This window comes from Parabacteroides sp. KHUB-03 (assembly GCF_056640975.1).
On record NZ_CM153257.1, the window covers coordinates 1,431,957 to 1,458,879 of the forward strand.

At 40.4% G+C, this 26,923-nt stretch carries 21 protein-coding genes and 1 tRNA gene; 6 read left to right on the top strand and 16 right to left on the bottom strand.

Translation table 11 applies throughout. The annotated features are described in order from the left end of the window. Positions 1-9 precede the first annotated feature (9 nt). A complete protein-coding gene (locus tag ACYIB7_RS06175) occupies positions 10-1,302 on the bottom strand; it encodes a PDDEXK nuclease domain-containing protein (protein WP_007842332.1) in 1,293 nt (430 codons plus the stop codon). Between the two features lie 66 nt (positions 1,303-1,368). Beyond that, positions 1,369-2,652: a site-specific integrase gene (locus tag ACYIB7_RS06180; protein ID WP_021992115.1), complete on the bottom strand. Its 1,284-nt coding sequence runs from the start codon at positions 2,650-2,652 to the stop codon at positions 1,369-1,371. A 574-nt stretch (positions 2,653-3,226) separates the two neighbouring features. On the opposite strand from ACYIB7_RS06180, the gene ACYIB7_RS06185 reads away from it, so the two are divergent. Next, positions 3,227-3,991 carry a hypothetical protein gene (locus tag ACYIB7_RS06185; RefSeq protein ID WP_146059478.1) on the top strand — a complete coding sequence of 255 codons (765 nt, stop codon included), beginning with the start codon at positions 3,227-3,229 and terminating at the stop codon, positions 3,989-3,991. Positions 3,992-4,057: 66 nt separating this feature from the next. On the opposite strand, the gene ACYIB7_RS06190 is transcribed toward ACYIB7_RS06185, so the two are convergent. Further along, a complete protein-coding gene (locus tag ACYIB7_RS06190; protein WP_480338341.1) occupies positions 4,058-6,343 on the bottom strand; it encodes an NADP-dependent malic enzyme in 2,286 nt (761 codons plus the stop codon). A 344-nt stretch (positions 6,344-6,687) separates the two neighbouring features. Then, positions 6,688-6,996: a hypothetical protein gene (locus ACYIB7_RS06195; protein WP_480338342.1), complete on the bottom strand. Its 309-nt coding sequence runs from the start codon at positions 6,994-6,996 to the stop codon at positions 6,688-6,690. Between the two features lie 65 nt (positions 6,997-7,061). On the opposite strand from ACYIB7_RS06195, the gene ACYIB7_RS06200 reads away from it, so the two are divergent. Continuing rightward, a complete protein-coding gene (locus tag ACYIB7_RS06200) occupies positions 7,062-9,368 on the top strand; it encodes a TonB-dependent receptor (RefSeq protein WP_103983716.1) in 2,307 nt (768 codons plus the stop codon). Positions 9,369-9,727: 359 nt separating this feature from the next. On the opposite strand, the gene yihA is transcribed toward ACYIB7_RS06200, so the two are convergent. The 4 genes from yihA to ACYIB7_RS06220 are packed head-to-tail and all read right to left on the bottom strand — an operon-like array spanning position 9,728 to position 15,191. After that, on the bottom strand, positions 9,728-10,324 hold the full coding sequence (gene yihA, locus ACYIB7_RS06205; protein ID WP_099463022.1) for a ribosome biogenesis GTP-binding protein YihA/YsxC: 597 nt from the start codon (positions 10,322-10,324) through the stop codon (positions 9,728-9,730). A 22-nt stretch (positions 10,325-10,346) separates the two neighbouring features. Further along, a complete protein-coding gene (locus tag ACYIB7_RS06210; protein ID WP_103983715.1) occupies positions 10,347-11,816 on the bottom strand; it encodes a sodium:solute symporter in 1,470 nt (489 codons plus the stop codon). Between the two features lie 55 nt (positions 11,817-11,871). Next, positions 11,872-13,188, bottom strand: coding sequence for a SpoIID/LytB domain-containing protein (locus tag ACYIB7_RS06215; RefSeq protein ID WP_480338343.1), 1,317 nt, complete (start codon positions 13,186-13,188; stop codon positions 11,872-11,874). Positions 13,189-13,196: 8 nt separating this feature from the next. Then, positions 13,197-15,191: an OPT family oligopeptide transporter gene (locus ACYIB7_RS06220; RefSeq protein ID WP_103983713.1), complete on the bottom strand. Its 1,995-nt coding sequence runs from the start codon at positions 15,189-15,191 to the stop codon at positions 13,197-13,199. 355 nt (positions 15,192-15,546) lie between these two features. On the opposite strand from ACYIB7_RS06220, the gene recR reads away from it, so the two are divergent. Genes recR through ACYIB7_RS06235 form a run of 3 tightly spaced genes read left to right on the top strand, consistent with a single transcriptional unit; the run spans position 15,547 to position 17,894 of the window. Next, a complete protein-coding gene (gene recR / locus ACYIB7_RS06225) occupies positions 15,547-16,164 on the top strand; it encodes a recombination mediator RecR (protein WP_103983712.1) in 618 nt (205 codons plus the stop codon). A gap of 13 nt (positions 16,165-16,177) precedes the next feature. Further along, on the top strand, positions 16,178-17,353 hold the full coding sequence (locus ACYIB7_RS06230; RefSeq protein ID WP_103983711.1) for a glycosyltransferase family 2 protein: 1,176 nt from the start codon (positions 16,178-16,180) through the stop codon (positions 17,351-17,353). A gap of 1 nt (position 17,354) precedes the next feature. Further along, on the top strand, positions 17,355-17,894 hold the full coding sequence (locus ACYIB7_RS06235; protein ID WP_103983710.1) for a GNAT family N-acetyltransferase: 540 nt from the start codon (positions 17,355-17,357) through the stop codon (positions 17,892-17,894). On the opposite strand, the gene ACYIB7_RS06240 is transcribed toward ACYIB7_RS06235, so the two are convergent. Further along, the gene (locus tag ACYIB7_RS06240) at positions 17,891-18,487 is read right to left on the bottom strand and encodes a YqgE/AlgH family protein (RefSeq protein ID WP_099463015.1); all 597 of its coding nucleotides are present in this window, start codon (positions 18,485-18,487) and stop codon (positions 17,891-17,893) included. The two genes, ACYIB7_RS06235 and ACYIB7_RS06240, sit on opposite strands and share 4 nt — an antisense overlap. Positions 18,488-18,606: 119 nt before the next feature. Then, positions 18,607-19,920: a pyridoxal phosphate-dependent aminotransferase gene (locus tag ACYIB7_RS06245; RefSeq protein WP_103983709.1), complete on the bottom strand. Its 1,314-nt coding sequence runs from the start codon at positions 19,918-19,920 to the stop codon at positions 18,607-18,609. Positions 19,921-20,067: 147 nt separating this feature from the next. Between ACYIB7_RS06245 and ACYIB7_RS06250 the strand changes: the two genes are divergently transcribed. Next, positions 20,068-20,141, top strand: a tRNA-Asp gene (locus ACYIB7_RS06250). 142 nt (positions 20,142-20,283) lie between these two features. Here the strand turns inward: ACYIB7_RS06250 and ACYIB7_RS06255 are convergent. From ACYIB7_RS06255 to ACYIB7_RS06280, 6 genes are all read right to left on the bottom strand, one after another. Then, the gene (locus tag ACYIB7_RS06255; RefSeq protein WP_103983708.1) at positions 20,284-21,408 is read right to left on the bottom strand and encodes a DNA polymerase III subunit; all 1,125 of its coding nucleotides are present in this window, start codon (positions 21,406-21,408) and stop codon (positions 20,284-20,286) included. A 430-nt stretch (positions 21,409-21,838) separates the two neighbouring features. Continuing rightward, positions 21,839-22,612, bottom strand: coding sequence for a prephenate dehydrogenase/arogenate dehydrogenase family protein (locus tag ACYIB7_RS06260; protein WP_103983707.1), 774 nt, complete (start codon positions 22,610-22,612; stop codon positions 21,839-21,841). Continuing rightward, positions 22,609-23,676, bottom strand: coding sequence for a bifunctional 3-deoxy-7-phosphoheptulonate synthase/chorismate mutase type II (locus ACYIB7_RS06265; RefSeq protein WP_099464025.1), 1,068 nt, complete (start codon positions 23,674-23,676; stop codon positions 22,609-22,611). Before ACYIB7_RS06265 ends, ACYIB7_RS06260 begins: the two co-directional genes overlap by 4 nt. A 40-nt stretch (positions 23,677-23,716) precedes the next feature. Beyond that, positions 23,717-24,895, bottom strand: a complete 1,179-nt coding sequence (locus ACYIB7_RS06270) for a pyridoxal phosphate-dependent aminotransferase (protein WP_103983706.1) — start codon at positions 24,893-24,895, stop codon at positions 23,717-23,719. Then, entirely contained in the window at positions 24,870-25,715 is an 846-nt protein-coding gene (locus ACYIB7_RS06275; protein ID WP_099463010.1) for a prephenate dehydratase, read from the bottom strand. The genes ACYIB7_RS06270 and ACYIB7_RS06275 overlap by 26 nt, the downstream gene beginning before the upstream one ends. Positions 25,716-25,986: 271 nt before the next feature. Further along, a complete protein-coding gene (locus ACYIB7_RS06280; protein WP_103983705.1) occupies positions 25,987-26,913 on the bottom strand; it encodes a hydrogen peroxide-inducible genes activator in 927 nt (308 codons plus the stop codon). Positions 26,914-26,923 lie beyond the last annotated feature (10 nt).

Consider the following 26,923-nt stretch of genomic DNA (forward strand, 5'->3'; position numbering starts at 1 on the left):
TACTTTATATTATGGGTTCTTGTCCTTGTCAAGGAATAAGGTCAGTTCTTCTTCCACTTCTTCTATACTCGGTAGGGCAGATTTCAGATTTTCGGGTACTGCCTTGCTCAATTGATAGTCGCTGATACCTATCGGCTGGTCATATCCAGCCAAGGCATATTGTGCCACGACCTCATCCTTACCCCTGCACAGCAAAAGACCGATGGTCTTGTTATCATTTTCTCCCCTCAGTTTATCATCTACAACATTGATATAGAAATTTAACTGCCCTGCATATTCCGGTTTGAATGGCGTTGCTTTCAATTCCACGACAACATAGGCATGGAGCTTGATATTATATAGGATCAGGTCGGCGAAAAAGTCACTGTCCCCAATCTGGAAATGTTTTTGTCTGGCAACAAAAGCAAAGCCGTTACCCATTTCCAGCAAGTAACGGGTTACATGCTTTACCAACTGTTCTTCTATATCCCTTTCGTCAGCCTTTTCCTTTGCTCCTGCCAAGTCAAAGATATACGGGTCTTTTAACAGATAATTGGCAAGATCGCTTTGAGGTGCCGGAAGTGTGGCAGTGAAGTTGTTTACCTTGTTACTCTTGATTTGTCTGTCATACAGATTACTTTCAATCTGCATTTTCAGCACATTACTGCTCCAACCCATTTCTACAGATTGTTTCATATACCAATACCTTACGCCCAATGGTAGCGGATTATTGAGTATGACCATATGGCTTGCCCAATTTATTCTTGCAATCGGTGACGCCAAGAATAAATCTTCTATATCCTCTATTTTTATTTTATAGATGGTTGCTACTGTTTTTGCTACATTCTGAAATTGCGCAGGAACCTCCTGCGTAATTTCTAAAGATTGATTATCAGCTGATTGTATTTGCGCAGTAAGCTCCTGCGTAAATTGTCCGCTATTGAGCTTAAGGACTTCATTAGTAATGTTTTGAATATTTGGGACCGACAGTATTGAATCTGCTTCAATAAAACTACGAAGTACATTTAACGGATATAAACGGGCAAACTGGCACATATAAGTAAGATTACGTTCCGAATATCCCTTCTTTTCAGGATAATTGAATCTGATTGCCTGTGCCAATTTTTTGATAATTTTACCACCCCACCCATGTAGGTGTTGGTGGTACAGTATATAATTCCCCATTTTCCAGTAATGGAACAACATCTGGGCATTGGCTGCGGTAATGAGTCGGACTTGTGCCTGTTCTATTTCCGAACCGACAGCATGGACAAAGGCATCAAAATGACCTTTCTTTATATTATGTTCGTTGTTATTTTCCATATCACTAACTATTACTTAACAAAGATAACTCTAATAATGGATAATCTGTGAAACTGACTGATACTTTTAGAGTTGGTTAAACTTGTTCATTGCATTGGCCTTAATATCGTCTGCTATGTCAATGTAAGGCTTCATGGCTTTATAATCACTGTGCCCTGTCCATTTCATTACAACCTGTGCAGGAATACCGAGAGCCAGTGCATTACAGATGAATGTCCTTCTTCCTGCATGTGTGCTGAGTAATGCGTATTTCGGTGTAACTTCATCTATACGTTCATTTCCTTTGTAGTAGGTTTCACGTATAGGTTCGTTAATTTCTGCCAGTTCTCCCAGTTCTTTCAGATAATCATTCATTTTCTGATTGCTGATAACAGGCAATGCCATGTGGTTTTCAAAATGGATGTCCTTGTATTTTTCAAGTATGGCTTTACTGTACTTGTTCAGTTCAATACTCAGACTATCTGCCGTTTTAACGGTGGTGACTTCTATATGGTCGGACTTGACATCACTTCTCTTTAGGTTACGAACATCTGAATAACGCAGACTGGTAAAGCAACAGAACAGGAAAACATCCCGGACACGTTCCAGATACTGTTTGTCTTTGGGTATCTGATAGTCTTTTAGTCTGTTCAACTCTTCCCATGTCAGGAAGATTACCTTCTTGGGGGTGGTTTTCAATTTCGGTTTGAACGTATCGTATGCTATATTCTGGTGATAGTCTTTCTTGAAGCTCCATCGCAGGAACCATTTGAGGAATCCCATTTGTTTACCGATGGTACTGTTTCTCATGTCTTTTTTGTCACGCAGGAAATTGATATACTCGTTCAATCCGAACTCATCGAAATATTCAAAGGTCACATCTTCCTTGAACTCCTTGAGGTGATTTTTAACGGCTGCAAACTTTTCGTATGTGGATTCAGTCCAGTTATTCTGATTGCCGCATTCTTTTACAAATTCATCGAACACCTCCCAAAAACTTATCTGTGCTTCTTCCTGCTGTTCTTCGTTGGCATTCTTCATCCGCAGGTTGAATGCATCCTTTAGTTGTTGGGTAGTTGGCATGGTTTCCTGTACCTCAAACTCCTTGAACACATTTTGAATTTCGGCATAGTATTTCAGCAGATCGGCATTGATTTCAGATGCACTTTGCTTTAATTTGTTGGTACACCCGTTCTTTACTCGCTGCTTGTCGGAATCCCATTTGGCTACATCGATGCGGTAACCCGTTGTAAACTCAATGCGCTGGCTTGCGTATATGACGCGCATACGGATGGGGACATTCTCCACAATTGGCACACCGTTCTTTTTCCGGCTTTCCAATGCAAAAATGATGTTTCGTTTGATATTCATAATTGGGTGCGTTTGAAATTCTACACCCAAATATACACCCAATATTTGGAATAGCAAAAGATATTCAGAAAGATTTAGATTTACTATGTATTCCAAATTGTGTGTGATTATCAGTAATTTGCAATTTTATGATATTTCTTGAATGTATAGGTTCGAGAGCCTGTCTCTCCGCTGAACACTAAAGACAAATGGTGGAAAAGCTAAGACAAGTTCCGTAAAATCAAGGTTTTACGGAACTTTTTTCGTTTTGTCGGCAGACAAGAAAAGGACAAGAAAATGCCTCGTTTGGACAAAGTAGTGTTACTAAATCGTTACTGAAAATTGAGCGAAATAAAATAGTAACGATTTTAATGTTAAGTTGCTGATTTGTCGCTCGTTGTCTCTTAGATGTCCGTTCATAAACTAATTGTTAATCGTTCCTTAGCAGTGGGAAGTTATAACCCCATTGTTACGGACATAAAAAACAAGGTATATGAGCAAGAGTATATTTAAGATTTCCTATAAATAGGTTATGAAGTTATGCAGTATTTTGTTAATCTTGCATTTTATAAATACATCATTAAAATCTTCCTTTATGAGAACAAGGACTTTATATGGAATACTAGTTTTATGCCTATTTGTCATAGGAATAGTACCGACCACGGCTCAAGAGAAAGAGCATTTTACAACTATTAAGGATAAGCATAGAATAGAATCTATGCAGAGACCGTTTATGATGTCATTTTCTTTAGGTTCTAATTTTAATACCGGAGGAAATGATTATTCAGAATGGTTTGGTTCACGAGCGGATGTAGCTACCCAGTTTGACATGCGAATGAATGTTGCGTTTGCACGCAATTGGTGTGCTTATTTTGATTTAGGACTTTCTTTCTATAAAGTACAAACCGATGATTTAGTACAGAATATCGGTAACGCACTTCTTGACGAGTTGATTCCAGGTTTAAGTAAAATAAAACCTTCTGTGGCACTTGGAGTATCATATATTGTGGAAAGGAATAGGTGGCAGTTGATGCCAAGAGTCGGAATAGGGTGGATGTCTGCCGGTTGTTCATCTGATAATTCGACAACGGTTGATGGGAAAACTACCCGTTTGGAAATAGACAGGTCGCCTATGTTTTTCAATGCAGGAACATCTATAGGTTATCGTACATCAAATAAATGCAGTGTCATTTTTGATGTAAGCTATCGTTTTCCGATACAATCTTGTAAAGCTATCCATACAACAACGTTGCCGGACATACCTCCTGTCATAGTTACAAATAAATCTCATTCATGGGCGAATGATTTGAGCGTTTCGATTGGTATTCAACTTCAAATGGACCTGAAAAAGAAGAAATAAAAATATAGCGCAGGTGCAAAGAAAAAGATTGTTGCACCTGCGCTATAGAGAGTAAGTTTTTTATTTTTATTTCTCTTTTTCTATCTGTTCCTGTACAATTGCATCTACAACTGCAACGGTTGTCAGATTTACGATGTCGCGGGTCGTGCTTTCCACATCTGTAAAGTGGATCGGCTTATTTAATCCCATTTGGATCGGGCCAATTGTCTCGGAAATTCCAAGTGCGTCCAATAATTTATAGGCACTGTTGGCTGAGCTTAGATTCGGGAAAATTAATGTGTTTACATCTTGGCCTTTTAGTTTATTGAACGGATACATCTCGTCGCGAAGTTTCTTGTCGAGAGCAAAGTTTACTTGCATTTCTCCGTCAATAACCATTTCCGGATAATTTTTATGCAAGAAATCGATGGCATCATGTACTTTTTGCGGACTACCTTTTTTGTCGGAACCGAAATTGGAATATGAAAGCATTGCCATTACAGGTTCATGTGCAAAGAACTTGACGGCATCATGCGTCAGACGTGCAATATCGATCAGTACGTCGGTAGAAGGATGACGGTTAATCAATGTGTCGGAAATAAAGAAAGTTCCTTTTTTGCAGGTAACAATATTCATTGCTCCGAAATGATTGTATGTGGGACGGATTCCGATGATTTCTTCCGCCAGTTTTGTCACTTCCGAATAACGGCTGTAAACGCCGGTAATGAACGCATCTGCATCTCCGGTTGCTACCATCATCATCCCGAAGGCATTGCGACCAACCATCTTTTCACATGCTTCGGCAAAAGTGACACCTTCGCGTGCCTTTTTTTCTGCAAGAATGCGGGCATAGCGATTGCGCCGTTCTTCTTCACGGTCGTGGCGCAGATTTACGATCTCTATACCTTCAAGGCTCAGATTTTCTTCGGCTGCCAGTTTTTGAAGTCGTTCTTCATTGCCTAATAAAATTGGTTGGCAAATACCTTCAGACTTTGCTTCAATAGCGGCTTTCAGCATATTTACATGGTTTGCTTCTGCAAATACCACACGTTTCGGATTTGCCTTGGCCATATCCGTGAAAGAACGAAGCATTTTATTATCGTATCCCATCATTTCACGCAAATGGTTTGCATAATCATCCCAGTCGGTGATTGTTTTGCGAGAAACTCCTGATTTGATGGCAGCTTTGGCTACAGCTATGGAAACGCGGGTTAGTAAGCGTGGGTCGAGTGGCTTTGGAAGAATATAATCGCGTCCAAAGGAAGTGCGTTTTAGCTTATAAGCCGCATTTACCACATCCGGAACAGGTTCTTTTGCCAGATCAGCAATCGCATGAACGGCACCTAGTTTCATCTCTTCATTAATTGCCTTGGCATGAACATCGAGTGCGCCGCGGAAAATATAAGGGAATCCTAATACATTATTTATTTGGTTCGGATAATCGGAACGGCCGGTTGCAAAAATGATGTCGTTGCGCGATGCCATTGCATCAGCATAAGAGATTTCAGGATTCGGATTAGCCAATGCAAATACGATCGGATTTGCATTCATGGAACGAACCATTTCCTGGGTTAATACGTTGGCAACAGACAAACCAAGGAATACATCACTACCTGCAACAGCTTCCTGCAATGTCTTTATATCCCGATCGGTTGCAAATTCGAGCTTAGCAGCATTCAAGTCGGTGCGTTTGTTTGATATAACGCCTTTACTGTCGCACATGATAATGTTTTCCTTGCGTGCTCCTAGCAATACATATAGTTTTGTACAAGAGATAGAGGCCGCACCGGCACCGTTTACTACGATCTGTACTTCTTCAATCTTTTTGCCGGTTAGTTCCAATGCGTTTAAAAGACCGGCAGCAGAGATAATGGCTGTTCCGTGTTGGTCGTCGTGCATGACAGGAATATCTAGTTCTTCCTTCAGGCGTGTTTCTATTTCGAAACATTCCGGAGCTTTTATGTCTTCCAGATTGATGCCTCCAAAAGTAGGCGCAATAGCTTTTACTGTTTGAATGAATTTTTCAGGGTCTTTTTCTGCTACTTCGATGTCAAATACATCAATGCCTGCAAAGATTTTGAATAAAAGCCCTTTTCCTTCCATTACCGGCTTTCCTGCCATTGGGCCGATGTCTCCCAAACCTAAAACGGCAGTACCGTTTGATATAACAGCTACCAGATTTCCTTTTGATGTATATTTATAAGCATCGAGCGGATTCTTTTCAATTTCCAGGCATGGTTCGGCTACACCTGGCGAATAAGCTAATGATAAATCTGTTTGTGTACTGTGTGGTTTTGTGGGAATTACTTCTATTTTTCCGGGTTTGCCTTCGGAATGATACCGAAGCGCTTCATCTTTCGTTATTTTTGCCATATGTTCATCGATTTTGTATTTTGTTTCTTTGTAAATTGCCTACAAAAGTAACAAATTATTATACAAATGCTATTTGATGCTTACAATTAGTTTGTTGTTTTTTGTTATAATTTTGTTTGTTCTGCTAAAAGGATTAAATAGTTATTTTAAATGAAATATTGCTTAAAAACGATTGTTTTTTTATCTTTGTTGTCCCTAATCGGGATAAAGTTGGATGAGACAACATATAATTAAATATTTGAAGTGGTTACTACCGGTACTTTTTATTACGTACTATAGTTGTGTATCACTTTTTACACACGTGCATATTGAGTACGGCGTAACCATTGTACATGCTCATCCATTTAAAACTGATTCGAATAGTTCTTCTCATCATCACAATTCCTTAGCCGAAATACAGCTGTTCCATATACTCTCTTCGCTACATGCGACCGATGGAACGGTTCATCCGCTGCAACTACATTTTTATACACTTTATATAGGCGAAATTTCTGAATCGCCGGTTTATCCGGCGTTTCCGGTTCCTGTGAAAGGAAATTTATATCTTCGTGCACCTCCTGTTTTAGCTTGATATTAAAAACATTCCTTTCGGAAGGATTTAGGATTCCTTTCGAAAGAAATTCTATTTTCTCCCGGAAAGAATTATATTCCATTGAAAGAATATGTTATTCCTTCCAAATAGATTATTAAGATCATATTAAATTATTTTTATCAAGCAATGAATAGGATATTTATACTTATACTATGCCTGTGTCATACCTTTTCGGTTTTATGGGCAGGAGATGATGATATGCACCTTAACCCTTCGGATGCTAATGTAGTGGGACATATTTTGGACAAAAAAAGCGGAGAACATCTTTCTTTTATTAACGTCTATCTACACGGAACAACGATCGGTACTTCCACTGATGCTACCGGACACTATTACCTGAAAAATCTTCCGGAAGGTAAGTTTACTTTAGTGATGAAGTCTTTAGGTTATAAAACAATAGAGAAGCAATTGACTCTTAAGAAAGGAAAGACTTTGGAAGTAAACTTTGAAGCTGAAGAAGATGCTGTTTCATTGGATGGCGTTGTTGTTTCGGCAAACCGGAATGAGACGACCCGCCGGTTGGCTCCGTCTCTGGTGAATGTATTGGATGCGAAGGTTTTTGAGACAACCCATGCAACCTCTTTAGCTGACGGGTTGAACTTTCAACCGGGAGTGCGTGTGGAAAACAATTGTCAGAACTGTGGTTTTCAACAAGTTCGAATCAATGGGCTGGAAGGCCCTTATACACAGATACTGGTAGATAGCCGTCCGATATTCAGTGCCCTTACCGGTGTTTATGGATTGGAACAGATTCCTGCTAATATGATAGAACGTGTAGAAGTTATGCGCGGAGGCGGTTCTGCATTATTTGGCTCTTCTGCCATAGCAGGAACAATAAATATCATAACAAAAGAGCCATTGCGCAACTCTGCCCAATTGGCTCACTCCCTGACAATGATAGGAGGTAGCCGCCCTGATAATAATACCACATTGAATGCTTCATTAGTAACGGATGATCATAAAGCCGGAATTTACCTTTTCGGACAAAGCCGTCACCGTGCTTCGTATGATTATGACGGCGATGGTTTTTCCGAGTTAGGACAGTTGAATGCAAAAACGGTAGGTTTTCGTTCTTATTTGAAGACCAGCACTTATTCTAAGCTGACTTTCGAGTTTCATAATATTAATGAATACCGTCGTGGAGGCGACCAGATTGATCGCCCTCCTCATGAGTCCCTTGTTGCTGAGCAAACAGAACATAATATAAATGGCGGAGGGTTGAAATTCGACTTGTTTTCCAAAGACTACAAACATCGCTTAAATGTATATACTTCGGCCCAGCATACCAAACGTGATAGTTATTATGGAACGAACCAGAATCCGGACGCTTATGGACATACTACTGATATGACCTTTGTTGGTGGTACGCAATATTCATACAACTGGAATAAATGCCTTTTTATGCCTGCCGAATTTACCGGAGGCCTGGAGTATAATTATGACAGGCTGAAAGATGAGATGTTAGGTTATCATCGTGTAGTTGACCAGACTGTACATATTGGAAGTCTTTTCCTTCAGAATGAATGGAAAAATGATCGTTGGAGCTTTCTTGTCGGCGGCCGTTTTGATAAACATAACCTGATGGATCATGTTATTTTTAGTCCGAGAGCTAACGTACGTTTCAATCCGGTTGAAGATATCAATTTACGTTTATCTTATTCAAGCGGTTTCCGTGCTCCGCAAGCATTTGACGAGGATTTGCATGTTGCTGCTGTTGGTGGCGATGTAGCTATTATCCAGCTTGATCCTGATTTGAAAGAAGAACGGTCGAACAGTGTAAGTGCTTCGGTTGATTTTTATCATCGCTTTGGGCCTGTTCAGGTAAACTTTCTGGCGGAAGGATTCTATACGGATTTAAAGGATGTATTCTTCCTTCAGGAAGTAGGGAAGGATGAACAAGGTAACTTGATATTGGAACGTCGTAATAAAGACGGTGCCCGCGTAATGGGGATTAATTTGGAGGGTAAGATGGTTTATTCGTGGATGCAGTTGCAGGCCGGTGCTACTATACAGCGTAGCCGTTATAAAGAAGCAGTGACGTGGAGCGAAACAAATCCGGGCATCCAGCCACAAAAGAAAATGTTCCGGACACCAGATGTTTACGGTTATTTCACTTCTGTTTTTACTCCAGTGAAACGTCTGTCCGCATCTCTTACCGGAACTTATACAGGAAGTATGTTGGTACAGCATTTGGCAGGTTATATTCCTGAAGATAGAGAAGAGAAAACGCCGGATTTCTTTGATATGAATATTAAACTGGCTTATGATATTCCTTTGTTTAGTTCTGTTAGTTTACAGATAAATGCAGGTGTACAGAATATATTCCAGGCATATCAGAGTGATTTTGATCAGGGTAAAGATCGCGATTCGAAATATATCTATGGACCCGGTACGCCCCGAAGTTATTTTGTGGGGTGCAAGATCAGTTATTAAGGTATAAAGAATGAAGGTGTGTCAAAAGTCGGAATTAAGGAACGCAGACGGAGCGCAGGCCATATTGATTATTAATAAAATCAGTCTGCGCTCTTCTGTGTGTTCTGCGTCCGGTAATAGCGTTTTGACACAACCTCATTTTTTATCTTATTTATTTTATATCTCTTCCGGTTGGCAATAAGGCCGGATTTCTACGTAATGTGAAGATATTATTTTCTGATAAAAGAGTACCGGTGGTTGGGCAACTGTACTCGGCGGGGTGTTTGCCCCATCGGGATAGTTTGTATTTGCTTCCCGGTAAAGTTGTTGGCGATTCCATACCACCCGTACTATTATCACCCCACAATAAAAAGGTGTATTTATAAACTTTTGTTGATTTCCTCAATGTAATTCAATATTTCGTCCCGCCCCTCTCTTTTTTCGGATGAAGAGACTAAAATCGGTGGTAATTCTTCCCATGTTTCAAGTAATTTTTCCTTATAAGCTTTCAGGTTTTCTTGCAACCGCCCTTTGGTTATTTTATCTGTCTTTGTGAAGATAATAGTGAATGGAATACCGTTTTCACCAAGCCATTCCATAAATTCAAGGTCTATCTTTTGTGCTTCATGCCGGCAATCTACCAGTAAGAAAAGACAGACTAACTGTTCACGTTCTAATATATAGTCTTCAATAATGCACTTTAACTTTTCACGTCCGCTTTTGCCGTGTTGTGCAAACCCATAACCGGGAAGGTCAACCAAATACCATTCATTATTGATGATAAAATGATTAATAAGCTGTGTCTTGCCCGGCTTTTGTGAAGTCATGGCAAGCCCTTTCTTGTTAGTTAGCATATTAATAAGGGACGATTTGCCTACATTACTGCGTCCAATGAAAGCATATTCAGGTAAGTTTCCTTCCGGACATTTCTTTACATCCGTATTGCTAATTACAAATTCCGCACTTTTTATTTCCATAGGTTGAATTGTAAATTATAAATTATGAACTATGTATACTTGTTTGTTTGTTATGTGCCGAAACTGCCCACAACCCGGCAAATGTAATACCTCCGTTAACCATCAGCATTTCATAACCAAAGGTATAGCCGGCATATTGTTTTACAAGATAATCCAGGGTAAAACAGATCAAAGGCGAGGCTATACATATGTAAGGAACATATTTGTCGCGTGGTTGTTTACGGGTAAACAGGCCGAAAACAAACAGGCCTAATAACGGACCGTATGTATATGAAGCAATCATGTAAATGGCATCTATCACACTCCGGTTATTAACAGCTTTAAATATAAGAATGATAATAGCGAATAATACGGAAATCATAAGATGTACTTTCAGCCGGGTACGTTTGGCCTTTTGTGCTTCTTCCTGTTCTACACCAAGAATATCTACGCAGAAAGAAGTTGTGAGTGCTGTTAATGCAGAGTCTGCACTGCTGAATGCCGCAGCAATAATACCGATGGTAAAGAATATCAGAATACTGCTCCCTAAAATACCCGAAGTACAGAACATGGGCAGAATATCATCGTTTAACTGAGGCAATTGTATTTGTTGCTGGTTGGCTAAGGTTAAAAGTAATACACCCAGCGCAAGGAAGAGGAAGTTTACCGGAGTAAAAGCAAATCCGTAAGTGTACATATTCTTTTGTGCATCCTTTAGATTTTTGCATGAAAGATTCTTTTGCATCATATCCTGGTCCAAGCCGGTCATCACAATGGTGATAAATATTCCGCTAAAGAATTGTTTGAAGAAGTTTTGCGTACTGTGCCAGTCTCCGAATTCGAATATGCGGAAGCGAGGACTTTCTACCAGCGTTTGTATCATGCCACCGGTACTTAAATCCATCTTGTCTTTTACTTGCCAGATAATGACAATAAGCATGGCAACCAGGCATAGCGCCTGAATGGTGTCTGTCCAAATAATTGTTTTGATCCCGCTGCGGTATGTATAAAGCCAGACCATAAAAATACTAAGTATAACCGTTACTGCGAATGGAATGTTCCAGGTGCTGAACACGTAAGTCTGTAATATTAAAACAACGAGGTAAAGCCGGGCTGCCGCTCCTACGATTTTAGATAATAAAAAGAAGGAAGCTCCTGTTTTATAGCTACGCCGCCCTATACGGCTGTCAAGATATGAGTATATGGAAGTAAGTTGTAATTTATAATATAGAGGCAACAGTACTTTGGCTATCAGGATATATCCGACAAAAAAACCAAGAACCGTTTGCATATATGTCATATCTATTCCACGAACCATACCCGGGACTGATACGAATGTAACACCTGAAAGGGAGGTTCCGATCATACCGATAGAAACAATATACCAGGGCGATTTACGGTTTCCGAGAAAAAAAGCTTCATTGCCGCTGTGCTTTCTTCCGGTAATCCAGGCTATCAATAATAGTATTCCAAAATAAGCCGCAATGATAAAGAGGATAATGTAGCTATTCATCGAGTGATTTTTATTTCCTGCAAATATACAATAAAGGAAGGACTTTTTGAACCGTTTAATATCTTTTCTCAACTTCCGCTCCGGGGAAATAATGAGCCAGAATTTGTTTGTAGTTATATCCTTTGGCACCCATTACGGCTGCGCCTATCTGGCACAATCCGACGCCGTGTCCCCAGCCGGCACCAGTTAAAATAAAGCGTTGTGGAATATCGCATGATACCTCTTTCTTATCTACTATAAATGCAGAACTATACAAATGGGTTTCTGAGAGCGTACGGCGTATTTCAAGTTCCTTGCCGATAATTAAACTTTGCCGTGTGCCGATAATCTTCAGTTTTACGATACGCCCGGATGTTCCGCGTTCTATTGGAATTAAATCTTGTATCTGGCCGAAATCCATACCGCTTTTGCGATGGATAAGTTCGGAAAGTTGTTTTTGAGTGTATTCCACCTTCCAGCGATAAAAGTCAGTTGTCTCCTGATCGTAGTTGTTTAATACTTGTTTCAGAATGGCACTGTCATGTGTGTTGCAAAAGGCTTCCGGTGAGGTCCTTATCCAGTTTTCTGCGTTAGCTTCATTAGTAAGATCGGGATACTTTATCTTATATTGACTGTCTTTTACGGTGGTAAGGTAGGAGTGGGGAACCGGTTCCCAGCAATTCTCGAACTTCTCGGTTATACCGCCGCAGCATTTGGAGAAACGGGTATCGCAGATTGTTTTACCATCGGTCAGTATTTCTCCGCGTGTTTCACGTATTACTTGTTCTACGATTGGAGTAGAAGTGCGGGTAATGCCTTGATAACGCTGGCAGTGATCGTCTGCACAAACATCAAAGAATGTGTGATCTTCGCGGTCGTACCAACGGATCAGTTGCTCTCTGTCCCTGTAGTAACTTTGGTATTTCTTTTCCGAGGCCGATAGTATCGAACTTTTTTCTACCTGGGCAAGTAGCCAACTACGGGAAATGACAGCGTGTGCTTTTAGCAGTTCTTTTGATGCGTGTGCACTCATCTCAGACGAAATAACACTGGTTAAGTATAATTCGGCATCTACTTGGTTGATCGTGATAATACCTTCTTTTCCGGCAACTAAATTTAAAGCGCCGTAAAAACGTTGGTCTTCTTGCCGCTGCCAATGGAACTGAACGCCAATGGTTACAGCTTTCAATTCGAAGGAAGCGTCCGGAGAAGTAGGTTCAAAGAATATTTCTTTATATAGTTTGCCGTTAAAAACAATATTTCCGTTTACAAACAAAGCGCGTTGTTCCCCGGTTAGGAAAGTGCCTGTTTCTGTATGTACGTATTCTGCATTAAATACGAATGATACTGCCTTTTCTGTTAATATACCTACGTTTACTACCGGTGCTTCCATGATCTGAATTATTCTTTTTTTGCTTTTAATGAAGTAATTGCCAGATAAGCCATGATTGCAATATACATTACAATGGCTAGCATCTCTGCCATTGTGCTGTTCATCCAATCTTCATTCACCAGATTAACTCCTCCAAAGCGAAGGGCGGCACTCACCACTCCCATTAAAGCACCTCCGGCTATGAATCCGGAAGCAAGCAGTGTACCTTTTTCCAATCTGGCAGAGTTCAGAGCTTGGTCTTTGCTACGGCTTCCTACGTACCAACTGATGGCTCCGCCTATTAGCAAAGGTGTGTTGAGTTCCTGAGGGATAAACATACCCAAGGCAAATGCCAATGCCGGGATTTTGCAGAAGTTCAGTACGATAGCCAATACGGCACCTATGGCATACAAAGCCCACGGCGCACCGGCCCCACTCATTAAAGGTTCTATAACAGCTGCCATAGCGTTTGCTTGCGGAGCGGCCAATTGTCCGGTAGTAAAACCGTATGTCTGATTCAGTATCAATATAACACCACCTACTGTCGCTGCCGAAACCAATGTTCCGAGGAACTTCCATGTTTCCTGTTTGGCTGGTGTACTTCCCAGCCAATATCCTATCTTTAAGTCGGTAATAAAACCTCCAGCCATAGATAGAGCAGTACAGACAACACCGCCAATAACGAGGGCGGAGACCATTCCTGCCGTTCCTTTTAATCCTGCGGCTACAAGGATGATGGAGGCTAAAATAAGTGTCATCAACGTCATGCCCGAAACCGGGTTTGTACCTACTATAGCAATTGCGTTGGCTGCAACTGTTGTAAAAAGGAAGGCAATAATACCAACCAGCAGTAGCCCTATTACAGCATAAAACCAGTTATCTAATACGCCAAAGTGGAAGAACAAATAAGTGATAATTAATGTCACAATTACACCGATGGATATAATTTTCATTGGGATGTCCCGCTGTGTCCGGATTGTTTCTTTTTCAGCGTCTCCGCCTTTTCCTTTCAGCTCTTTAGCAGCTAATCCTACAGCTCCGCGTATAATTCCCCATGATTTGATAATACCTATTACACCTGCTGTTGCAATACCGCCAATACCAATGTGGCGGGCGTAAGTGGTGAATATCTGTTCCGGTGTCATACTGCCTACAGTGGCGGTTATAGCATTATTGCCGAATGTGAGCACATCGGCACTGAAGATGGCGGACATAGCCGGGATGATAACTAACCAGACAAGGAATGAACCTGCACAAATAATCATGGAATATTTTAATCCGATGATGTATCCCAAACCTAATACGGCGGCACCGGTATTGACTTTCAATACGATTTTTGCCTTCTCTGCAAGCAATTCTCCGGCACCTATTATGCGTGTGCTGACCGTTTCGCTCCACCATCCGAAAGTAGCGATGATGAAATCGTACAGCCCGCCTATTAATCCTGCAAAGATCAAAGGTTTTGCCTGACTGCCTCCTTTCTCACCGGACACAAGTACTTGGGTGGTAGCTGTAGCTTCGGGGAAAGGGTATTTGCCATGCATGTCTGAAACAAAATACTTACGGAACGGAATTAACAATAAGATGCCCAATATTCCACCAAGCAACGAACTCATAAATACTTCAAAGAAATTTATGCTGATTTCCGGATATTTATCTTGTAAAATATACAAGGCCGGCAGCGTAAAGATGGCTCCTGCAACGATAACGCCGCTACTAGCCCCGATAGACTGTATGATGACATTTTCGCCCAGCGCGTTTTTCCGTTTGAATCCGCTGGATAGTCCTACGGCAATAATGGCGATGGGAATGGCCGCCTCGAATACCTGCCCTACTTTTAACCCTAGATAGGCAGCTGCTGCACTGAATAGTACGGCCATGACAAGTCCCCATAGAACCGACCAAGGCGTTACTTCCTTGTATTGTTTGTTGGGTGACATGATTGGCTTATATACTTCTCCTTCTTTCAGTTCCCGATAGGCATTTTCAGGCAGCCCGCTTACCTTTTCTTTGTTTTCTTCCATTACGGCATTAAAATGTTAGGTTTATTATTCGTCTAAGCAGCCTTGAATCTGGCTTGTTGTTGACAAAAGTATGTTATATCTTCGAAAGAAACAAATCCTTTCATTGCTATAATTAAATCTGGGATACAGCATGTTTTGTACGAAAGATCGGGAATAAGTATTATTTTTACCGGGCATAAAATTAATTACTACCTGGCTAAAAATTAATTTTGACCATGCTGGAAATTGATTTTTACCAAGGACAAAAGAATAAAAATACAGTATCTTTGGGGTAAAATGTCGGTATTCCCGGATTAAGATATGCTATGGAAAGAACTAATTATTCGTTATCTTTGTGCTCAAATAGTTAGAGACAATGAGTGAAAGATACCCGTCGGCATTACTTGAAAGTGCAGTGAATGAGTTGGCTTCGTTGCCCGGAGTAGGGCGGAAGACCGCTCTGAGATTGGCTCTTTATATGCTTAGGCGTGATGTGGGCTATACCGAAAACTTTGCAGCGGCTTTGGTAGCTTTGCGTCGCGATGTAAAGTATTGCCGTGTTTGCCATAATATATGCGATGATGAGATATGTGCTATTTGCGCCAATCCGCAACGGGATCATGAAACGGTTTGCGTGGTTGAGAATATAAAAGAGGTAATGGCAATAGAGAATACCGGTCAGTTTCGTGGTGTTTATCATGTGCTGGGTGGAATTATTTCGCCTATGGACGGAACCGGCCCCGGTGATTTACAGATTGATAGTTTGGTAGAGCGCGTGGCCCGTGGCGAGGTGAAAGAAGTGATTCTTGCTTTAAGTACGACGATGGAAGGCGATACTACAAATTTCTTTATCTACCGTAAATTGGCTCCTTATGATGTGAAAACGTCTATGATTGCCCGTGGAGTTTCTATTGGGGATGAGATTGAATATGCCGACGAGATAACTTTAGGACGTTCTATTGTTAACCGTACGGAATTTAAGATGAACAGCTAATCTGATGTAACTCATGTATGAAACGAAGATATCTATTATAATAGTAAACTACAACGTAAAATACTTCCTGGAGCAATGCCTTTATTCTGTACGGGCTGCAGTGTCGGGCATGGATGCTGATGTGTTTGTTGTAGATAATAACTCTACAGATGGTTCGGTAGAATATCTGCGTCCTTTGTTTCCTGAAGTCGTTTTTATTGAGAACTGCGATAATCCGGGTTTTGCAAAGGCCAATAACCAGGCTATTGCCCGGTGTAAGGGAGAATACGTATTGCTGCTTAATCCGGATACGGTGATAGGTGAAGAAAGTATCCGTTCATTGTGCTATTTTATGGATGAAAATCCTCAATCGGGCGGGATAGGAGTGAAAATGTTGGACGGACACGGTGTATTTCTGGCGGAAAGTAAACGCTCGTTTCCAACGCCGTGGGTTTCGTTTTGCAAAATGTTCGGGCTGTCAAAGCTTTTTTACAATTCACCTTGTTTTGCACGTTATAGCTTACCTTATCTGGACGAGAATAAGCAACATGAAGTTGAAGTATTGGCCGGAGCATTTATGCTGTTGCGCCATGAGGCTCTGGATAAAGTAGGTTTGCTTGATGAGGCTTTCTTCATGTATGGAGAAGACATTGACCTTTCGTATCGCCTGGTACTTGGCGGTTATACTAACTTTTATATGCCTGAACGTATTTTGCATTATAAAGGCGAAAGTACAAAGCAGGGAGACCTGAAATATATCCGGGCATTTTACGGGGCAATGATTATTTTCTTTAAGAAGTATTATCCGCATTCCGGCATTGTAATGAGTTTCCTTATCCATGTTGCGGTTTGGCTTAAGGCAATCTTGTCTGCTCCTTTCCGGAAGTTCGGATTAAATAAAGGTAAGAAAAGTAAGCACCGCCGTTTGCTGGTGTTATGTAATGAAGAACATTTTGAAGAAATAAAGAAGACCTGTACCAAGCGTATGCCCGAACTCGAATATGTCAACCTTTGGGATTTGGATGAAGAGCATGCGATGGATGCGATTTGTCGTCGCAACCAGATGAAAGGCTTTACCGATTATGTTTTCTGTTATCCCGACGTCCGTTTTGAGCAAATGCTTCTTTTTATGGACAGGATAGTGAATAAAAAGGCTACATATCATATTTATACTAAAAAAAGCGGCCGGCTTGTATCGCCCGGTAAATGAGATGGCTCTGTTGGAAAATGAACATATCCGCCTTCGTGCGTTGGAACCGGAAGACCTGGATTTACTGTACCGTTGGGAGAATGACACTTCTCAATGGAATGTTGGAAATACGCTGTCTCCGTTCTCGAGATATATACTAAAGGAATATATTGCTAATTCCCATTTGAATATATATGAATTGAAACAGCAGCGTTTTATGATAGAGTTGAAGTCTGACGGGACAGCTATCGGAATGATTGATTTGTATGATTTTGAACCTCATCATAGACGTGCTGGGGTGGGAATTATGCTTGACCGGTTATATCAGGGGAAAGGCTTTGCTATGGAAGCATTGGATCTGACGGTAGAATATGCATTTTCATTTCTCCGGTTACACCAACTTTATAGTCATGTTCCTGCAAAGAATAGTCCTAGCAAAGCTCTTTTTGAACGTTGTGGATTTATACTTACAAGTGTTCTTACAGATTGGATCGTAACAAAAGAGGGTTATTCGGATGTATACGTTATGCAACGAATAACCACCAAACTGACAGATAATTAATTTAGGTATGGATCTTTTGGATAGTTTATCCAGGTTTCGTAACGGCTGCCCATTTCTTTAAGCGAATCTTTCCAGAAAGATTCCCCTTCGGCAAACATTACATTGTCGTTGGCATTGCGGCTTACAATCCATGAATTTTGCGTTATCTCTTTTTCCAGTTGTCCTTGTGTCCATCCTGAATAACCGAGGAAGAATTTTACTTTTCCTTCTATGGAGTGTCCGTTAACGATATATCGTTTAAGTGCTTCAAAATTGCCGTCGAAATATAATTGATCGTTGATTTTTACAGCATCAGGAATGATGTTGTTTCCCAGTGAATGAATGAAAAACAAACGGTTCGGACTTACGGGTCCTCCTAAATAGATGGGTATTTCGGATAAATCTTCAAGTTCGGAAAAAAATGTATTTACAACCAGATCGGTCTTTTTATTTAATACAAATCCCATAGAGCCTTGTTTGGTATGTTCAATTAATAAAACAACAGATCGTTGGAAGTAAGCATCCTGAAGAAAAGGTTCTGAAATAAGGATACTGCCTTGTGCCGGCAGTACATTATTATGTGTTATTTTGAATATATCTTTATAAGCCGCCATAGTTATTGGGAATAAATTGATTGAAAAACACGGACAATGTAAGGCTTTTAAAGATGAAAAACAAATAAAAAGCCCGGCAGAATGGTTAATAAACGCAAATTTTACCGGGCTTTTGTCATTTATAGCGGATGGTTTTCACTGAATATTTTTAATCGTTTTTCTAGCAATTCATATTGATGATCTTTTATGAAAGAGGTGCAGGCACGCAAGCCTTGCTGGTTACTTCCTGTTGTACTCAAAGATATGGCACTAACACCATAGTAGATGAGTTCCTGCATTAATTCTCCTCCCGTCATGCCCGGATAAGAGATGGTAAAGTAGAAACCATCGGCAATAGGCTCATCCAAGTCATGATTATATACGATCTGAAAACCATATTGGGTGAATATCTTTTTCAATCGTTCTGCACGCCTTCCGTATTCTTTCACTTCGGATATAAAGTCGAATGTCCCGTCTGAAGCAGCTTTGAACATGGCAGCCAAGGCATATTGTGCCGAGTGGCTTGTGCCGGAAGAGAGAGCATAAAGTACGCGATGGATATAAACCGTGCCGAATGTTCCTCCGCCATAACGCTGTGTAAGTCCCTGGTATGCGCGGTGGTATAATTTATCAGATATTGCTGTTACACCAATGCGTTGTCCGGCATAACTGAAAGCTTTTGATCCGGAGATTTGTAGTATGTAATTGTTTGTATAACGTGCAACACTTGCCTGATAAGGAGCTTTGAATGGCGTACCTAAATCTTTACGGAAATCCATCGCAAAATAGGCAAGGTCTTCAATAACAATAACATCGTGCTTGTTTGCCATGTCGCCGATAATCTTCAATTCATCTTCGGTGAGGCAGAACCAGGCCGGGTTATTTGGGTTGGAGTATATCATGGCTGCAATATTACCTTTGGAAAGGTATTTCTCCAGCACATCACGTAGCTTTCCTCCGCGGTATTCATAAACATCAAAAGATTCGTACTTATATCCCATAACCGTAATTTGCTGTTTTTGTACAGGAAATCCGGGATCGATAAATAGGATTGTATCTTTTCCGGGCGTGCATTGTCCGCTTACAAGGAATGAAGCGTAAGTTCCCTGCATGGAGCCTGTTACCGGTACACAGCCTTCTGGTGATACGTCTATATTAATAAAGGCTTTGATAAAACGTGAAGCTTCTGTTTTAACTTCCGGTATCCCGTTGATATTGGGGTAGATGGATGCTATTCCGTTACGTAAAGCATTTACTTCGGCATCTACGCCGACTTGGGCTGCTTTAAGTCCGGGAACCCCCATCTCCATATGAATAAATTCTGTTTTTGTCTCTTGTTCCAATTGGGTAGAAATGGCTACTACTTCGCGGATAGTTGCTTTCCCGAAATCAGGAAGTCCATAGCCATCAATAACTTGTCTGGCCTTTTGATAATCTACAGGAGTATTTTTCATGATTATATTAATATGTTATACTGGGAAGCAAAAGTAGAAAAATAATCTGTGTGATCTAATTTTTTCTGCCGAAACTATTGCAAAATCAAATAATCGCTCTATCTTTGCACCGCATTCAACGGAATGATTTGTTTTGAAGAAATAATTGGTGCGTTAGTTCAGTTGGTTAGAATACATGCCTGTCACGCATGGGGTCACGGGTTCGAGTCCCGTACGCACCGCGAAGAAAGCTCTGAAATCGGAAAGGTTTCGGAGCTTTTTTATTTCTATTCGGTAATGAATGGCAATAAATATCTTCTACTGAATATTTTAGGGAAGATGATTCTATAAGAAAAGAATGTATTGTTGGAATAGGTAGGTTTTTTATCTTTTAATCAATACAGTCAGACGTAATGCTAAATCAAAAAACACCATCTTTGCATTTACATTCTGAGAAATATGCTTTTCTGCTTTGTCTAATTCTTTCATTATATCGATTACATTCCTTTCATTAACAAAAGGTGCGAATTTTACAGCGAAACCGGATTCATCGAGGTTCATGTAATTTAATTCTGGCGTTTGAAAACGGTACATGAAGTTTTCACGTATTAGATGCTGACAGTAAGCGAGGAAGTTTTTCTGTCTTTCTCTTCCTATGCCAGCCATTACGTCTGCCATGTTCTTCATATCTTTGACATTCCGGGCCCATGAATTACGCATCATGCTTTTGAATTGTTCCAGGAAAAATTTATTCTCTTCTCCCAAGCTGATCGCTTCCATGGCTTTGATAAAGCTACCGCATGATAAATGAGCTATATGCTTAGCATCGTCTGCCGATAATCCGAATTTTGAAATCATTGATTGAGCAATATCTTGAGCTTGAATTGCTTTTACATTGATACGTTGTGCACGGGATAAAATTGTACCTAATACTTGATCGGGAGTTTCGGAAACCATCAGTATTATTGTATTCTGTGGTGGTTCTTCAATGATTTTTAGCAGTTTGTTGGCACATGTAGGGTGTAGTTTTTCCGGTAACCATACTAACAATATGCGGTATGCCGCTTCGTATATTTTTAGATTAAGCTTATGGATAATCTCGTCACTTTCTTTAGAATAAATCAATGCTTGTGAGTTGCCGGCCTCAATATAATCCAGCCAGTTATCCATGTTAAAATAGGTATATTCTTTCAGGAATCCTCTCCATTCGGTAAGATAATCGTCGCAAACTTCCTTTTTCTTTTCTTTTTTGGCAACAATAGGGAATACGAAATGAAGGTCTGGGTGAACCAAATCATTAAACTTTAGGCATGAAGGACATTTTCCACAAGCATCGGTCTCTGTACGGTTCGTGCAGTTCAGATATCGGGCATATGCAAGAGCCAACGGAAATGCTCCGGCTCCTCCTTGTTCGGTTAATAACTGTGCATGGGGTACAACACCAGTTTGTGCCGACTGTATTAATCGTTGTTTTATTTCTTCTTGGCCGATAATATCTTTGAAGTACATAAATCTTTATTGTTGTTTCGAAAGCATAGCAAAGGTAAGAATAATATCCATTTGCACAGACAGAACAAACCAAATAAGATGTACAATACAGAGTCGGTTACAAAAAATACGATATATTTCATGTCAATAAGAATAAAATTACGATAGTAAGACATGCTCATAACAAAATACCCCTATTGGAAGATGAAATATTTTTCAAAATATTTTATTCGGATAAAAATAATGATCTGTTTTGAATTTATTGAATACGTTTTTCAAGTATGATTTAACAATAACTTGTCTTTGTTTATCAGTTAGGTTGGATAACTACTCATAAAAAAATCATAGTTATGACTTAAAAAAGTCATAACTATGATCCGATAATATTATAATTATGAAATTTCAATTTCTCTTGAAAGGACTTAATACAGGACGATTATTTTAAAAGTCGTTACTCTATATTTTTTCTGATCTTTGTCAGATATTCCTTCATCTTTATAGAATCTTTATCTTTTATGATTTCCTGAAGGGTTTTAAGTTCTTCCTGGATACGTTCGATTTGATGAGGAGTTCTCGGGTTGAAAAGAATTTCCGTCAAAAGATAATCATCTTCTGATAAAAGTCCACGGGCGATTTTCATATGACGTTTGAATGTTGTACCCGGTGCGTCCTGGTGCTTCATAATGGCAGCAAAAACCATTGTCGATGCAAAAGGAATGCCTAATGAATAAGCCACTACTTTGTCGTGCTCTTCGAATGTGTACTCTCTAATATTCAAACGAAGGCTGGAATAAATATCTTTGAAGAATATTTTACCCAAATGATCGCCTTCGGAAATTACAATGGTGTTTTCTTTTTCAAGGCTTCCCAAATTAGCAAAAGTAGGACCAAACATCGGGTGGGTAGAAACATAAGGAAAACCGCATGTTTCATAAAACTCTTTCAGATGCGTCTTTACAGATGCAATATCGGAAATGATACAATATGGCTGCAAATAAGGCATAACCGATTTAAAAGCTTCAATCGTATAGCTTAATGTAACACAGTTTATTACTAGTTCAGGATTAAATTCGGCAACCTCTTCCGGTTTTTGCAGACGCAGGGCGTTGTAAATAAAACGCATCCGTTTAGGATTGTTTTCCAGTACGGCTACTTCATGTTCGAAACTTAGCAGGTCGGTGAAGAAAGATCCCATCTTTCCGGCACCTAATATCAGGATTTTCATTTCTGTTCGTTCATTATAATCATCTGTTGGCGTACAGATTCTTCGTGTATTTCTTTTAATATTTCTTTTACAAAGTCCGGACTTAAATCCATCTGTTCGCCCATATTGGAGCGTTTTTCCAGAATCTCACTGTAACGAGGCGACTGTAAGATCGGCATATTGTGCTCCTTTTTATAAATACCTATTTCGCGCGACACACGCATACGTTTCGCCAATAGTTCCAGCAATTGTTCGTCTATACCGTCTATCTGACGACGTAAAGCAGCCAGATTTTCCGTTGTTTGATTGACGTCACGGATTACTAACAGGTTTAATACATAATCTAAAACGTCAGGCGTAACTTGTTGTGATGCATCGCTCCATGCACAATCCGGGTTACAATGTGATTCAACAATCAGACCGTCAAAACTAAGGTCCATTGCCTGTTGACATAAAGGAGCAACCAATTCTCTTTTTCCTCCGATATGACTAGGATCGCAGAAAATAGGCAAATCCGGCATGCGGCGACGCAATTCAATAGGAATATGCCATAAAGGAAGATTACGGTATATCTTTTTGTCGTATGAGCTGAATCCGCGATGAATTGCACCTAAGCGGTGGATACCTGCGCCGTATAGACGTTCGAATGCGCCGATCCATAATTCTAAGTCGGGATTAACCGGGTTTTTGATCAGAATGGGAATATCTACTCCTTTTAATGCATCTGCAATTTCCTGTACGGCAAACGGATTTACAGCTGTACGTGCGCCAATCCAAAGAATATCGATTCCGGCTTTCAGAGCTTCAAATACGTGATCTTTAGTAGCTACTTCGGTAGAAACATACATACCTGTTTCTTGTTTGACGCGCTTTAACCATTGTAAACCTAGTGCTCCTACACCTTCGAAACCACCTGGTTTGGTACGCGGTTTCCATATTCCGGCACGGAATATTTTAACGCCTCTTGAGGCGAGTTCTTTTGCTGTTTCTAATACCTGCTCTTCTGTTTCTGCACTGCAAGGGCCGGCTATTACAATCGGACGTTTAGTATCTAATCCGGGTAATGAGATAGGTTCAATTTTCATTTCCATGTTATGATGTGTTTTATTAATTATCAAATTCCAATTATAAATTCTTGATTCTATTCAGAGCTTCTTCCAATGTCTCGTTTTTACAACAAAGCGAAATCCGGATATAACGTTCGCCGCGGCTACCGAAAATAAAACCGGGAGTAAGAAAAACATTTGCCCCGTATAATACTTTGTTGGCTATGGCTTCGCTGCTTTCTGCGTCGTCGGGTATGCGTCCCCAAAGGAACATTCCAACTTGTTTTTCATCGAATGTACAACCTAATGTGTGCATGATCTGGCCTGCCAAGTCCCGACGGCTGCCGTATGTACGGTTCATGTTGTCATACCATTCTTTCGGGGCTTTCAATGCTTCGACGGCTGCATATTGCATTGGTTTGAACTGTCCGGAGTCGATGTTGCTTTTTACTTTCAGAATCCATTTAACAAACTGTGCGTTAGATGCAAGCATTGCCATACGCCAGCCCGGCATGTTGTGCGCTTTACTCATTGAGTTAAGTTCGATACATATGTCTTTAGCTCCAGGTATACTCAAAATGCTGATCGGGTGATCGTTCAGTATAAAGCTGTATGGATTGTCGTTGCAAATGATAATGCCGTGTTTCTGTCCGAATGCAACCAGTTTCTCATAAAGTTCTGTTGTTGCATTGGCACCGGTTGGCATATTCGGATAGTTGGTCCACATCAGTTTTACGTTAGACAAATCCATCTTTTCCAGTTCTTCGAAATCCGGTTGCCAGCCTAGTTCTTCTTTCAGTTCATAAGGAATAAGGGTAGCTTCTACCAGTTTGCTTACAGAACTGTAGGTCGGATAACCAGGGTTGGGAATCAATACGCCATCACCCGGATTCAGGAAGGCAAGCGAGATGTGCAGAATACCTTCCTTTGAACCTATTAACGGTTGGATTTCTGTTTTAGGATCAAGGTCTACATTATACCATTTTTTGTACCAGCCGGCGAAGCCTTTGCGAAGCTCGGGAATACCAACATAAGGTTGATAACCATGTTCGTTTGCATTGTGAGCGTGTTCGCACAGCGCTTCGATCGTTTTTTCTGACGGAGGAAGATCCGGGCTGCCTACACCGAGATTGATTACATTCTTGCCTGCGGCATTCATTTCGGCTACCTCTTTCAGTTTTTTTGAAAAGTAGTATTCCTGCACGGCGTTGACACGTGCTGCTGGTGTGATGTTACACACTTTGTTTTCCTTCTGCATATTCGCCTAATATTTTTAAGTCTTTTGTCAACGGTCTGATAGCATCCAATGCTTGTTTGTAGCGGGTGAAATCTGTAAATGTGAGATTGATATAAAACAGATATTCCCATTCGCGTCCGATAATTGGCAAGGATTGTATTTTTGTAAGATTCATATCGTAGAAAGAGAGAACGGAAAGAACTTTGGAAAGGCTGCCGGCGGTGTGAGGAAGTGCAAAAACGAGAGAAGATTTGTTCCTGTCGGTTTCCCGGAGTAATTCGTCCGCCGTCCATCGATCTGCTATGGCAAGGAAGCGGGTGAAGTTCCGTTTGTTTGTTTCAATTCCTTCAGCAAGTACTTCCATATTGTATATTTGTGCTGCCAGTTTCCCACAAATAGCTGCGTGTCCTTTTAGCTGATTCTCCGAAATCCAACGGGCACTCATGGCAGTATCTTCTTTCTCCACTACCTTTGCATGCGGTAATGTGTCAAGAAAGTCGGTACATTGCATCAGGGCGATAGGGTGGGAGTTTACCTCTTTAATCTCATGGATAGAAGTTCCCGGCAGGGCAACCAGCGAATGAGAGATGCGCAATTTGTATTCTCCTATGATGTTTAATCCGCTTTCACGAATCAACTCATGGTTTTGCAAAAGGCTTCCTGCTATTGTGTTTTCGATAGCCATAATACCAAGAATAGACGGATCTTTCTTAATCATCGAGATCACATCCCGAAATGTATTACACGGAACGATCTCAATATCTTCATCTTCGAAATAACTGCGGGCGGCTATATCATGATATGAACCGGCTATTCCCTGGATTGCTACTTTCTTTTTCATCTTATTTCTTTTTGCTCAAACTATTATATATACAAAAAAAGTCCCACCGTATTCGGCAGGACTTTATATTGTTTATTGATACATTCAATTATATTCATCAACACTCTACATACAAACTCCTGCCTTCACTCTGCTAAAGTAAAAGTAATAAAAGAAGTATGTAAAGCTAAATCGATTCATTAAATCTGTTCGTTTTAATTATGCAGCAAAAGTAACGATTTTTTGGTAACTACAAACAAAAAGTATAGTTTTTTTCATTTAAAGATCATTTTTATACCAATTTCTGAAAAGCTTGCAGCGTAAGCATCTCTTTAGGTACCGATTTTTTGATACTTTCGATCAGTATCCCGGCAATTGTGTGACGGATAAAATCTTTTCGTGTTACCCATACAATTTCACGTGTAGGCTTGGGAATAGCAAATGGACGGACTAAATCTTTTTGTTCATTGCTCAACTGATAAATTGCTAATTGCGGAATAAAAGTAATACCGTTACCACTTTCAACCATCCGCATAAATGTTTCCAAACTTCCTAACCGGTAAGAAGCTTGGCGCAGTTTTACCTTTTCCATCTGACAGAAGCGCATCAATTGGTCACGGAAGCAATGTCCTTCATCCAGAAGCCAGAGATGTTCGTCGCTGATGTCTGCCGTACGTATTAATTCTTTTTTAAATACAGGATCACTTTTGGCAACATAACCAAAAAATTCTTCGTAATATAATGTATCTCCTTGTAGCTGCGATTCTATTGGTTGATTGGCGATAATGGCCGCATCTATTTCTCCGTTTAGTAATGCAGACATGGTAGGAGCAGTCTTCATTTCCATGATACGTATATCCATATCCGGATGTTTCTCTGATATTTGCTGAAAAAAACGAGGCAAAAGGTAAGGCGCAATTGTTGGTAATACGGCTAAACGAAATGTTCCCTTCAAAGTCTGTTCTTCTTCATTTACAATGTCTTTTATCAGTGAAGCCTGATATAAAACGTTTCGTGCCTGCTCAATAACCTTGCGTCCTGCCGGAGTAGGGCGTACGGGCTGTAGATTGCGATCAAACAGTTTAATGCCCAGTTCATCTTCCAGTTTCTGAATCATCATACTTAATGTGGGCTGGGTTACCCGGCAATGTTCAGCTGCTTTGGCAAAATGGCGGAATGAATCGACAGCTAGGATGTATTCAAGTTGTTGTATGTTCATAGAGTGCTTG